8 protein-coding genes are annotated in these 12,765 nt (G+C 35.1%); 5 read left to right on the top strand and 3 right to left on the bottom strand.

The genetic code is table 11. From position 1 onward, the window contains the following. Positions 1–73 precede the first annotated feature (73 nt). The gene (locus J7604_RS00780; protein ID WP_293889894.1) at positions 74–1,468 is read left to right on the top strand and encodes a hypothetical protein; all 1,395 of its coding nucleotides are present in this window, start codon (positions 74–76) and stop codon (positions 1,466–1,468) included. Positions 1,469–1,574: 106 nt separating this feature from the next. Here the strand turns inward: J7604_RS00780 and J7604_RS00775 are convergent, their stop codons facing one another. From J7604_RS00775 to J7604_RS00765, 3 genes are all read right to left on the bottom strand, one after another. Then, positions 1,575–3,440 carry a cellulase family glycosylhydrolase gene (locus J7604_RS00775; RefSeq protein ID WP_293889892.1) on the bottom strand — a complete coding sequence of 622 codons (1,866 nt, stop codon included), beginning with the start codon at positions 3,438–3,440 and terminating at the stop codon, positions 1,575–1,577. 117 nt (positions 3,441–3,557) lie between these two features. Further along, the gene (locus tag J7604_RS00770; RefSeq protein WP_293889890.1) at positions 3,558–4,703 is read right to left on the bottom strand and encodes an AraC family transcriptional regulator; all 1,146 of its coding nucleotides are present in this window, start codon (positions 4,701–4,703) and stop codon (positions 3,558–3,560) included. A gap of 479 nt (positions 4,704–5,182) precedes the next feature. Beyond that, positions 5,183–6,094: a hypothetical protein gene (locus J7604_RS00765; RefSeq protein ID WP_293889888.1), complete on the bottom strand. Its 912-nt coding sequence runs from the start codon at positions 6,092–6,094 to the stop codon at positions 5,183–5,185. A 181-nt stretch (positions 6,095–6,275) separates the two neighbouring features. Between J7604_RS00765 and J7604_RS00760 the strand changes: the two genes are divergently transcribed. The 4 genes from J7604_RS00760 (at position 6,276) to J7604_RS00745 (ending at position 12,704) form a co-directional block, all read left to right on the top strand. Next, positions 6,276–8,453: a S9 family peptidase gene (locus J7604_RS00760; RefSeq protein ID WP_293889886.1), complete on the top strand. Its 2,178-nt coding sequence runs from the start codon at positions 6,276–6,278 to the stop codon at positions 8,451–8,453. 408 nt (positions 8,454–8,861) lie between these two features. Beyond that, positions 8,862–9,590 (top strand): hypothetical protein, encoded by a 729-nt coding sequence (locus J7604_RS00755; RefSeq protein ID WP_293889884.1) that lies wholly within the window; start codon positions 8,862–8,864, stop codon positions 9,588–9,590. 116 nt (positions 9,591–9,706) lie between these two features. After that, positions 9,707–11,107 (top strand): TlpA family protein disulfide reductase, encoded by a 1,401-nt coding sequence (locus tag J7604_RS00750; protein ID WP_293889882.1) that lies wholly within the window; start codon positions 9,707–9,709, stop codon positions 11,105–11,107. A 175-nt stretch (positions 11,108–11,282) separates the two neighbouring features. Beyond that, the gene (locus J7604_RS00745; protein ID WP_293889880.1) at positions 11,283–12,704 is read left to right on the top strand and encodes a redoxin domain-containing protein; all 1,422 of its coding nucleotides are present in this window, start codon (positions 11,283–11,285) and stop codon (positions 12,702–12,704) included. The last annotated feature ends 61 nt before the right edge of the window (positions 12,705–12,765 follow it).

Here is a 12,765-nt window from a genome sequence, read left to right as displayed (position 1 = left end):
ATGTTCTAAACTTCAGCGGGCGCCATCTGAAATCGGGACGAATAACAAGTTCAAAAATTAATCTGACAAAAAAATGAAAAAGACATTAAGACCACTATATGCTGTTGCCATTCTTAGCATTAGCTTATTATGTACAGATACATTCGCCCAAAAGAACTGGCTTGACGAATCTTTCGGAAGAAAGGGGATTCTCCGATACGATGATTTAACCTTGACTAAAGACTTTGATGAAGCTGGAGCAGTCTATCAGGGAGACAAACTTTTATTAATAGGAGTTGACACTTCCAAAATAATCAATAGATTCTCAATGGTCCGACTTAATAATGATGGAAGCCCTGACTATTCCTTCATACCAAGGAATGTTATTGAAATTGATTCAATAGATTGCTTCTCCCAAATCCTTGTTGCGCAAGACAAAAAAATTGTCCTTTTGGGAAGAAAATATAAAGGAGACTCAACTTATGAATATTTTATATTAAAATTAAATCAGAATGGTTCAGCAGACGAGGGATTTGGAATAAAAGGACTGGTTACTATTCCACATGACAACAATTACATTGAGCAGCTTAATTGTGGCATCGTACAACCGGATGGAAAAATTGTCATTGGCATGACCTCAATGGATCTGAGAACGACTTATGATGCAGAAGTTAAATCAAATAAAATAACTTTCTTCAGACTGAATAATGACGGAAGTAATGATGTGAGCTTTGGCAATGGAGGAACGGTTAGTTATGCGATCTCCTACATAAATCCAGAACTAAGTATGAACCTTCAGCCGGATGGCAAAATACTGGTTGGAGGAGCCTATACAAAAAACTGGAGCACTAATTCTGCCGCTATCACACAAATGCGGATCAATGCGGATGGAAGCATGGATAATAGTTTCGCCGATAATGGAGTACTTGAACTTACCTATCATGATTTGGAAATTGATACTACATCATCAAAGGTCAGATTTGTTCAAAACACAGTTTTTCTTGATGATAATCAGATGGTGTACACAGTGACTGAATGTCCTAATATAGGTCCTTATTCAGATTGTGCCTCTAAGATCATGAGACTTAAATCGGACGGCACTCCAGACTTAGATTTTCAAATAAGTTATGATGAGGTAAGCTCATTGCCATATGCAGATTATGGCTATACAAAAACTTCTGATAATAATCTTCTTTTGAAAGATGAATTTGGTTTTCGTAAGATAAAGCTGGACCCGTCTAAAATTTCGATAGTGGCTAATATACAAATTGAACAAAAGGCTTTATTCAAACCCTATCCCAACCCGTCAAACGGAAGCTTTGCTATAGAAAATGCCATCTCGGTTCAGCAAGTGATATTGACGAACAGTTTAGGTCAAAGAGAGACCTTTGATGATGCATCAAATATACAAACGCAAATGAAAGGGCTTCTTTTCGCAACAATAGAAACTCAAAATGGCAGTTACACCTTTAAGGTTGAAGTATTCTGATAATTATAAGAATGCTCTGCGTTTTAACAAAAATGGAACACAAGATTTATTGTGTCAAAAATTAAAAATGGTCCCCAATATGGGGACCATTTCAATTTTTTTGAGATTATTGCTTAACCCACTTTCCGTGCAATATTCCACCCGAATGATGCATCAATACAATGTAACTCCCTTTGGGCAACATATGAATATCCACTTGAGTCCAAGCACCTGATGTAATCATCACATTACCTAACATATCACAGATGTCAATCCTGGATATATTCATATTCTCAGGGTTACCGATATTCAGATATTCGCTTCCTGGATTTGGATAAAGCAACAAAGAAGATTTAGACTCTTTGCTAGGTAAAAAAAGACCCGTGGTCGTACCGAAGAATTCTCTGAAAACTCTTTCAAGGGCGGTATTAATAGTGGTCGTGTCCACGGGCTTGTCCCATCCATCATATAATCCGAATGAAGATTCCTTGTAAGAATGGTAGGTAAAATGATACCCCAAACTATCAAATATGTGCATTGCATCTGCTACCCATTTGTCTCCGCCTTTATCATTTACAAAACAGTTTCTGGCAGCGCCAAATTCTCCAAAATATACAGGAAAACCTTTGTCTTCAATGTATTTTGAATAAGCTGTAATTTTTTCTACCAGATATTGGTAGTTTCTGGCTCCCAATGGAGCATTGGAAGGAGAATTATAAAATTCAGTCGTAATAGATGCTGTTGCTCCAGATGGAATGTTATCACCCTTCATCCAGCCACTTATTATATATTTATGACCTTTTATTGCCCTAAATCCAAAATTGGGGCAAATGACAGATGCGGCCGCTTTATTTCCGGAAATTGCTACCGAATAATTATCGTTATGACCAACTGATTTTTCTTCTGAATATGCCCCTGAACCATCTGCTGAATACCACCAGTATGTTCCTGAAGTAGGATTTACAGAAAAGATGGTTCTGATTTCATTGCCATTCCCGTCCAACTCTTTCAGCACGAAATCATCAAAGTAAACTTTACCCGTTCCGATTTTATTGGATACAAATACAACTCTTCCCATTAAAATTTTATCGTCTGAAACAGTAAAGGGTTTTCCTGTATAATATTTCCAGTCACTATTACCTGTGCTTATCGAAGGATTGGTATAGTTACCGGTAAAATAAGTGGCATCCGAAGGAGGTGTAATAATGTCTTCATCAGGATATTTACCTCCGTCACCGGTATTTGCCCAATCAAGACTCTGATGTGTATATTCAAAAGGGTCATACAAATGAACCGTATACATCAGATTATCTTCTGTAATCTGAGGATAGTTATTGTTTACATCAGAGTAACCATAATCGCAATCTAAGGCAAGTGCTCTTTCTGTAACAATTAGGTGATTATTATCTACACTTCTGATACTGTCTATAATCTTTTGGGCGAGATTGCTCCAGTTTTGCATACTTCCCAGCGGTGTTGGCTCATTCAAAATATCGTATGCACCAATTTGTGGTTCATCTTTGTAGCGATCAGCAATTGCTTTCCAAAGAGCTGAAAGCCGTTTTTGGTTTTCTAGATTTGTCCATAATGCTCCACCTTCACACCTAGATTGATATCCTCCCTGCGGGACGTGCATGTTCAATATTAAAAATATCCCGTTCTTTTTTGCCCATTGCACATTTTTATCAATCCAGTCCCATCCGCTTTGCTTATAGATATAAGGATTCGCATCATCTTCAAACGTTTTATAATTTAAATAAAATCGGATGGCATTCATTCCAAGATTATGAACCCTTTGTAAATCTATTTCTGAATGGTGAAGTGAAGGAGACAGGTTATCAACATAAACAACATTTCCAAAAGCCATTCCGCGCAGGTAAATTTCCTCTCCTTTAAATTTGAGCTTTTTGCCTTCCCTTTTTACAAAATCCTGACAATAAGAATTGAAAACTATAAAGAGTAAGCTTAATACAAACAGTATTTTTCTTTTCATATACATGTGAATAGGTTAGAATAAGTCATACAATAATGTGCTATACAATATGGTATGTTTCCAACTTTAACTATTCACAAAACCCGAAAAACACTTCACAAAAAGTGTAATTAATTATTATTCAGAAGATTCCTGAAATTCAGTTGGTGTTTTGCCTGTCATACTTTTGAATACCCTGTTAAAACTTCCCGGACTGCTAAAGCCTACTGAATAAGCAATTTCACCAATGTTAAGATCTGATTCTTTCAAAAGCCTTTTTGCCTCATTTATTCTGATCTGATTTACATAGGTTTTAAAGTTGCACTGAAATTTCTCCGAAATGGTATCTGAAATAAATCTCTGATTTACACCTGTTGCTTTAGAAATTTGAGAAAGATCTAATTCTGCATTATTAAAATTTTCATTGATGTAGTCGAGGAAATTGTAGCCAGTTTCAGGCTTTTCGTCAACTGCGACTGGCTTATATCGAATGTTAACAGGATCTGTCTTTTGTTCCGATTTTTTTCCTTTTGAATAAAATCGAAGAAACAAACCAATAAAAATAAAAAATTCACTAACTGACATAGCTATCAGAACATTGGTATTGTCCCGATAAAAACGCAGTCCATATAATTCCAAAGAACCTTCTATTTCGACTTTAGGATTTAGACCTGTTGCAAAAGAAAGTTGATTTAATCTATTCCATTCCGGCTCGGAAAAATCACTTTTAGGCTGACCAATAGCAGTATACCACCAGTCTGGAGTAGAAAATTCTTTAAATTTCAGCAAAAGTGTCTGTCTTTTATCTCTGATTTCAACATTTGCTGAGGAATGCCTGTCTCTGAGCCTGTGAGTAGTATCTTTAACATTTTGATCCTTTGTAACTAAATAGATAACGAGATCCGATACATTTTTTGAAGAAACTTCAACTTCCAATCGGTTATATCCTGAAACATCCAAGATCTGATATGCAGGTTTTGCAACATTAATCCCAGCATAAGGCAAAACAAATCCTTTCTTAAGCATGAAGTGAAAACCTATAACTGAGTCGTTCTGGTTTGAACTCAATACTGTGGACAATCCATTATCATTTATATCAGTATAAAAATTTACATTCAGCTTTTTGTCAGAAGGGAAAAGTACCAATTCTTCTTTATGAAAGAACACAAAAAATATTGCTGTAAGCAAGGCAAAGCTGATTACGATTAGACGAATGCTAGCAGTATCCCGAATAAAATTTCGGAACAGATTTTTATTGAATGCTTGGGGAATGAGTCCCTTCATATAAATTAAAAGAGCAAATGCTGTTTATTACCAAACGAAAATAATCTCTTCGGTTTTTTCTTTTAAAAAAATTAAAATAACAAATCAATCATATATTGTACAAACCCCAAAACTGAAATTAAAACAATATACCCGACAGGAAGGGCATTATTATTATTCCGCTTTTTGTTATTTCATTAAATCGTGGTTTCATTAATAGGCCGATGACCATAGTTAGAAAACCAGTCACAAGGATTATTACAAAAACGTAAACCATTAAAATCATTAACATATTCTTATTGTTTAGTGATCCAAAAATGAGATGATCATTAGTTTTTAACTTTAAATTCCTCAAATAATAAACCGTTTGAATTGAGTAATTTGATTTGAGTTATTAAGAAGACTTCTTATATCTTGGGTTTTAAATATGAAAAAATAACTAAAAAAAAGGCTACCTTTAATAAGGTAGCCTTTCTTATCTTTGAATAATTCCCTGGGGATTATTTTTGAATTTTTACATCAATTGTGATTGTACCAGAGGCGGTAGCAGAACCCGAAAGTGCTTTAACATAAGCTAAACCAGATTTTCCACCAACTGTAGTAAAGGCAAATACTTTTCCAACAGCAAGATTTGTAACTTGTGTATCAGTCGCACCTGATGCATTATCAGCAAGAACATTCGCTCCAGTTACAGCATTAAAATCTGCTTGTGTTAAGCTAGTAGATTTAAATTTTGTAGCATTTCTTACTGACCAAGTTGTAAGACCTGTAAAAACTGCTGCTGCATCTGAATTACTAGGAGCAGCCATTGAAGCTCCGTTAGTTTGTCCATGATAAAATACAAAGTCAATTAGAGAAGCATTTGTTTTAGCATTTGCCTGAGTGTATACTAGATTAGCCTCTGCATCATAGAAGCTTCCAATAGTTGCGTGATTTTCGTTACCAAGTATTGTTGCAGTGAATGTGCTGATCTCACCAGTTTGAACAGTGCCTGCAGTAACTTTGATAGTTTTACTTGTTGAATTACCATTTTTATCAGTAACAGTGAAAACATATGCATATACTCCAGGATTAGTAGGAACTGTAGTAGTTAGCTGATCTTGGTAAGTATTCTGATTAGAACCTTTCAATGTAAATGGATTTGAATTTGCACCATCTGGAGCATAATCTGGCAATATCAGTCCTTCTCTTGTTACAGTAAAAGTTTCCATGTCTTTATCTCCTTTGTTAGCAACCCATTTTACATTCAAAGTAGAACCTGGTGCTAAAGTAACGTCCCCAGTTGTTAGTCCTGGTCCTGCAATGAACTCAAGGCTTGGTGCTGGTTTCGGATCATCATCATCAGAACAGCTAGATAAAAGTGCAACAGCCGCGAACGCCAGCATTGAAAAGAATTTTGAGATTTTTTTCATACTTTTTTTAATTGTTAAATTGTTTTAAGGTTAAATTAATTTAAGGGTAAATATATAACTTTTTCTGTTACTCATGTTTTAGGAAAATGTTTCAAAAACGGAATAAAAATTACCTATTTTTAAACCGATAGCTTCATATTTTGTTTAAGTAACCACAAAGAAATAATAACTTATTAAAACTATGTTAAAAAGATTTTTTGTATTCAGTTTAATATTTTTCACTCACTTAGTTTACTCTCAGTCTAAAAAACCTATCGGGATAGAAGATATCTGGCTCAAAGGCACCTTCCGTCCGGAAATCCCTCAGGGGTTTTCCTGGATGAAAAATGATTCCTACTATACCGAACTGGTCAGCGATGAAACAACTCAGCGCATCATCCAATTTGATGCCAAAAATGGAAATCAAGTTAAAACCATATTTACTTCTACAGAAATAACTATTCAACCTCAGATAAATATAGAAGAATATTTTTTTAGTCCTGACGAAAGCATGCTCCTGATTGCCTCGGCAACAGAGCCAATTTACCGAAGATCTTCCAAAAGTATTTTTTATCTCATTAACCTTTCTTCCAAAAAAGCTATACCCCTCTCCTCATCAGAAAAAATTGCCTATCCTACTTTTTCTCCGGATGGAAAGAAAGTAGCATATGTAAAAAACAATGATCTGTACTTTACATCTATCGCAGACGGAAAAGAAACCAGGATCACATTTTCCGGAATGATCAATAAAATCATTAATGGAAGTACAGACTGGGTATATGAGGAAGAATTTGAAATTACCAAAGCTTTTTCCTGGTCAGAGGACAGTAAAAAGATCGCCTTTCTGACTTTTGATGAATCGGAAGTAAAAGAATACAATATGCAACTTTGGGATGGTCTTTATCCTACAGATTATAGATTCAAATATCCAAAAGCAGGCGAAAGAAATTCAGAAATTACAGTTTCCTGTTATTCTACAGAAGACAATAAAACCAAGGAAATATTCTCAGGAAAAGGACAAGACCTTTACATTCCAAGGCTTCAATGGACCAAAAACCCTTCATTGGTGAGCTTCATAAGAATGAACAGACTGCAAAACCACATGGAAATTTTACATGCTGATGTTTCTACAGGTAAACTATACACAGCTTATGAAGAAAAATCTGATACTTATATTGAGATTAATGACAACCTCACCTATTTGGCCGACAACAAACACTTTGTTTTAACAAGCGAAAAATCAGGATTCAGACACATTTACCTGTATAATCTTGAAGGAAAGGAAGTTCGACAAATTACCCGCGGCAACTGGGAAGTGGAGAAAATTTCAGGAATTGATGAAGCAACACAAAAGATCTTTTATACCTCTGCCGAAACGTCACCGTTGGAAAGACAATTTTATACCATAGGTTTCGATGGCAAGAGCAAAAAACAACTAAGTGAAGGCAAAGGAACTCATGAAATAGAAATGAGCTCCAATAAGAATTTTTATCTAGATATCTTTAGTACAATCAGCACTCCACATGTTGCTTCGATATTTAATAAATCAGGAAAAGAAGTTCGTCCGGTTACAGAAAATAAGGAATTGCTTCAGAGGATGGCGGCATTTTCAATTATTGAACCTGAGTTTTTCCAGTTTAAATCTGCAAACGGAGATTCTTTTGATGGCTGGATGATTAAGCCAAAAGAAATTGCTGCTGGGAAGAAGTTACCTGTAATGTTTTATGTATACGGTGGTCCGGGATTTCAGACTGTTAAAAATGAGTGGATGGGCCCCAACTATTACTGGTTTCAGGCTTTGGCTGCAAAAGGGTATATCATAGTCAGTGTGGATCCGAGAGGTTGCGGCGGAAGAGGAGCCTTGATAAAAAAAATTACCCAAAACAGCCTCGGGAAATTTGAGACAGAAGACCTTATTTCTTCTGCAAAATATATTTCCAGTCTCAACTATGTAGATGGCAGTCGCATCGGAATCTTCGGCTGGAGCTATGGGGGTTATCTTTCTTCACTTGCTATGACCCTCGGCGCTGATTACTTTAAAACCGGTATAGCAGTCGCCCCTGTTACTAATTGGAGATTTTATGATACCATTTATACAGAACGTTACCTGGGACTTCCACAAGAAAATCCGGAAGGCTATGACAAATATTCCCCACTGACCCATACTGCAAAACTAAAAGGCAACTACCTTCTGGTTCATGGAACTGCTGATGACAATGTGCACCTTCAGAATTCGATGATGATGACAGATGCGTTAGTGAACAGCAATAAGCAATTTGAGTTATTTTATTATACCAACAAGAACCATGGCATTTATGGAGGCTATACTAGGTTCCATTTATATAAGAAAATGAGTGACTTTATCGAAAAAAATCTTTAATCAGGATTAAGCATTAAAAAAATGTCCTTGTTAATCAATTTGTCAGAAGACAAATTAAATGATTGATTATAATGATAAATAGGATTTTTTTCAATGACAAACGAGTAATTTGAGTTTAAATTAAAATGAAAAGCTGTATTGCCAGAAAGCTGACTTAAAGGTATTTGTAAAAGAAATGTTGTTCGGAAAACAACGTTGTTGTCTTTTGACGAAATGTGATGGCAAGAAAAAAGATTATAAAAAGATTTATTTTACAGAAGGCTTTATTTGTTTAAATTTAAAGAAAAGTACCTCATGCCGAGTTCTGCTATTGTGAAGATTTTGAATAAAATTTTTAAAATTAGTAGAACGTCGGGAGCAGCTTCGGCTTCTGTTGGGATGGTTAAAGTTTAATTATCATTAACGGAAATGATTACAAAAGACACCCCTTTAAAAGACATAATTTCTCAAAACAGACTTCTGCAAAGTGTAGTGGAGAGATTCAATTTTAAGCTGCCTTCATGGAATGTGAGTGTACAACAAGCTTGTCTTTTAAATGGAGAGAATCCGGACTTTGTAATTGGGATTCTGAAAGCTTTTGATGAGAATACAGATTTTCCTACTCAGGAACTGATGTCATTTAGTCTCACATCTATACTCAATTATCTGAAAAAGACCCATGAGTATTATCTGAGTAAAAAACTTCCTGAAATTGAGCTTTCTATAGAAAACCTCATCAGAGAATATGCCCCTGGCTATCCTTCTCTGGTGCATTCGGGTTCGCTTTTTCTTACTTATAAAGAAGACCTTATCAAGCATATCTGGGAAGAAGAGCTTGAACTTTTCCCTTATATAGAATATCTGCAATCCATTAAACTTCACGGGTTTAAATTTGACGTGCATAGCAAGCTGAGCAAATACTCTATTTCAACCTTCATTCATAGTCATGATGACCATGAAAAAGGTCTTGAAAGTATAAAAGAAATCATACTTGCAGCAGCAGACCAACGAGAGCCGGTAATGGCGTATAGAATATTTTTGATTCAACTTGAGATTTTTTCAAAAGATCTTCAGAAACACTCAATGGTTGAAGATGAGATCCTTATTCCGCTTGCTTTGAAACTGGAGAAAGAGCTGAATAATATTTTAAGAAATTGATTTAATTAGAATTTTAGTAAAACTTTCCATTCCTAGCATTTTTAGATGTTACCAATTTCACCTAAACTCTTATTAAGGAGTTAAAATACTCCTAATAAATGGTTCGTTTGATAATAATGAAATCAAAACACCTGATTTTTTTTGTGATTCTTCATTTTGCTGTTGTAGCCCTTGCAAGTGAAGGTCAACCAACTTATTCTTTTAAATTCAAGGTTAACGGCCTTTCCAATACCTCTTGCTTCCTTGCATACCACTATGGTGACAAGAAATACCTTAAAGACACAGCTAAGGTCGATGCAGAGGGCAACTTTACTTTTGAAGGCAATAATCCTCTAGATGGTGGAGCCTATCTTGTAGTGCTTCCCGACAAAAGCTATTTTGAAATAATTGTAAATGAACAGAATTTTAAGATGGAAACTGATACTGCAGACTACGTGAAAAACATGAAGATCACTGGATCAGAAGAGAATACCATTTTTTATAATTACCTTAATTTTCTCATTTCCAAAAACAATGAATTCGTCAAACAACAAGAAAATTTTGCGTATGAAAGTAGTAAAGAAGGAGAATTGAAGGATATAAATGATTATAGATTGAATGTAATTAAAAACCATCCCAACACTTTTGTAGCGAAAATATTTCAGGCAATGATACCAATACAGGTTCTGCCATCAGAAAAAGCAATAAGCGACTCTATTTTCAGAAAGCAATTCCAAAGAGATCACTATTTCGACCAAATTGATTTTTCAGATGGAAGGATCGTAAGGACTCCCCTATATCATAAGAAACTAAAAGAATATTTTGAAACCATTGTCAGCAAAAATGCTGATTCAATCATTGCCTCCAGTGACAAGCTTTTAAAAAAGACGGAGCCCAACAAAGAAATTTTCAAATATACAGTCTGGTACATTACAACAAAGTACGAAACTTCTCCAACGCCTGGGGCTGAACTAGTATTTATACATATGGTAAAAAAATACTACGAAACAGGAAAAGCCTTTTGGGTTGACCCGCAAATTCTTGAGAAGATTATAAACAGGGCGAATTCACTTGTTTTAAAATCAAAAAAAACTTTTGATTTGGCAATAAAGGATTCAACAGGTACGTGCAGAAAGCTACAAGACCAAAAATCCAGATTTACATTTGTTTATTTCTGGTACCCTGATTCCCCCCAAAGCCAGCAAATGACTCTGGCGCTTAATAAAGTTTATCAAAAACATAAAGAAAACGACTTATCCGTATTTGCAATAAATATGGGCAACAATTCTTCTGACTGGCTAAATTTTATTCAAAAATATGACCTTACCTGGACCAATGTTTATGATTACAACCAAATATCTGCCCTGAGAATTAAATATGATATTTCTGCTACATCTGTTCTTTATATTCTGGATATAAATCAGAATATTATAGCCAAAAGAGTTACCCCTCAACAAGCAGATGAAATATTATCAAAACTGATCAAACAAAAAGAGAAAAATGCGAAAGCAGGCCCCAATAGGCCAAATAAATTTTAATAAAGAAAAAAATATTTCATAGAATTAAAATGTATTTATAATTACTCTCATCTGGCATAAAAAATGTCATTTCAAATCCAAAACAATTCATAAAGATAGCGTTTAGGGAATAAACCCTTTTTTCATAAAGCACTATTATTAATTTTGCGTTCATAAATACTGATTTATATTAACTATGCGAGTTAGAAACACACTACTTTTATTGTTCTCCCTGTTCGTAGTCAATGCGTTTGCAGGCGGAACTCCTCCGGCTTATTCTATTAAGGTAAAAGTGAAGGGCATTAAAGATACCACATGCCTCCTTGCTTACCATTTTGGTGACAAACAATATTTGAAAGACACGGCAAAAGTCGATTCAAAAGGAAATTTTACTTTTGAAGGTAAAACTCCCCTTGAGGGCGGTATTTACCTGGTGGTACTTCCTGATAAAAGATATTTTGAAGTGCTTATCAACGAGCAGAAATTCGGTATGGAAACGGATACCGCTGATTATGTAAAAAACATGAAAGTTATCGGCTCAGCGGAAAATACCCTCTTTTACGATTATCTGAAATTTCTTAACCCGAAAGGAGAAGAGATGAACAAGCTTCAGAAAAGCCTTGCGGATGCAAAATCTAAAAAAGATTCTACAGACGTCAAAGATAAAATGAAAGCTGTTAGCAAAGAGATAAATGATTACAGACTTAGCGTCATTAATAATAACCCTAAAACTTTTGTAGCAAAACTATTCAAAGCAATGATGCCGGTTGAGGTTCCTCCTGCAGATGAAGCAGCGGCAAAAGCAAAGGGCGATTCTCTCTTCACCTATAGATTTTATAAAGACCATTATTTTGATAACATTGATTTCTCTGATGATAGAATCACAAGAACCCCGGTTTATCATGAAAAACTAAAAGAATACTTCGAGAATCTTGTTTATCCAAATGTAGATTCTATCAATGCCGCAGCAGATAATCTTATTAAAAAGTCAGAAGCAAACAAAGAGGTATTCAAATACACTGTTTGGTATATCACGACCAAACATGAAACTTCTCAGCTAATGGGAGCCGATGCTGTATTTGTGCATATGGTAAAAAAATACTACAAAACAGGTAAAGCATACTGGGTAGACAAAGAAACACTGGCGAAAATTGTACAAAGAGCAGACATTTTAGAGCCTCTTCTATTAGGCAAAAAAGCACCTGATCTGATGCTTAAAGATTCTACAGGTACTTACCACAGACTCCGTGATCAGAAATCAAAATATACTTTTGTATACTTCTGGGATCCAAATTGTGGTCACTGTCAGAAGACCACTCCAAAACTTTATGAAGTTTATCTGAAATATAAGGACAAAGGTTTGTCAGTATTTGCAGTGGATATTGATAGAAAATACAAAGACTGGGTAAATTTCATCCAGAAAAATGATCTCACCTGGACCAACGTTTATGATCCGGATCATACTATAAGCTTTAGAGATAAATATGATATCTATGCAACGCCTGTTCTTTATATTCTTAACGACAAGCAGGAGATTATTGCGAAAAGAGTTTCTTATGAGCAGGCAGAGGAGATCATTGCCAACTCTATAAAGCATGATCAGGAGAAAAAGAAATAATTAAAAATAAATTTAACTCCAAAAAAGGGCTGCATTTGTGGCCCTTTTTTATTTTGAATTG

Source organism: Sporocytophaga sp., assembly GCF_017745095.1.
In the GTDB taxonomy this organism is placed as follows: Bacteria; Bacteroidota; Bacteroidia; order Cytophagales; family Cytophagaceae; genus Sporocytophaga.
The sequence above is the reverse complement of the archived record's forward strand: the minus strand, read 5'-3'. Positions and strand labels throughout refer to the sequence as shown.

What these genes read in the sequence shown, in the direction of transcription:
- J7604_RS00780 (WP_293889894.1), top strand. Translation starts at nt 74, where the DNA reads ATGAAAAAGACATTAAGACCACTATATGCTGTTGCCATTCTTAGCATT.
- J7604_RS00775 (WP_293889892.1), bottom strand. Translation starts at nt 3,440, where the DNA reads ATGAAAAGAAAAATACTGTTTGTATTAAGCTTACTCTTTATAGTTTTC.
- J7604_RS00770 (WP_293889890.1), bottom strand. Translation starts at nt 4,703, where the DNA reads ATGAAGGGACTCATTCCCCAAGCATTCAATAAAAATCTGTTCCGAAAT.
- J7604_RS00765 (WP_293889888.1), bottom strand. Translation starts at nt 6,094, where the DNA reads ATGAAAAAAATCTCAAAATTCTTTTCAATGCTGGCGTTCGCGGCTGTT.
- J7604_RS00760 (WP_293889886.1), top strand. Translation starts at nt 6,276, where the DNA reads ATGTTAAAAAGATTTTTTGTATTCAGTTTAATATTTTTCACTCACTTA.
- J7604_RS00755 (WP_293889884.1), top strand. Translation starts at nt 8,862, where the DNA reads ATGATTACAAAAGACACCCCTTTAAAAGACATAATTTCTCAAAACAGA.
- J7604_RS00750 (WP_293889882.1), top strand. Translation starts at nt 9,707, where the DNA reads ATGAAATCAAAACACCTGATTTTTTTTGTGATTCTTCATTTTGCTGTT.
- J7604_RS00745 (WP_293889880.1), top strand. Translation starts at nt 11,283, where the DNA reads ATGCGAGTTAGAAACACACTACTTTTATTGTTCTCCCTGTTCGTAGTC.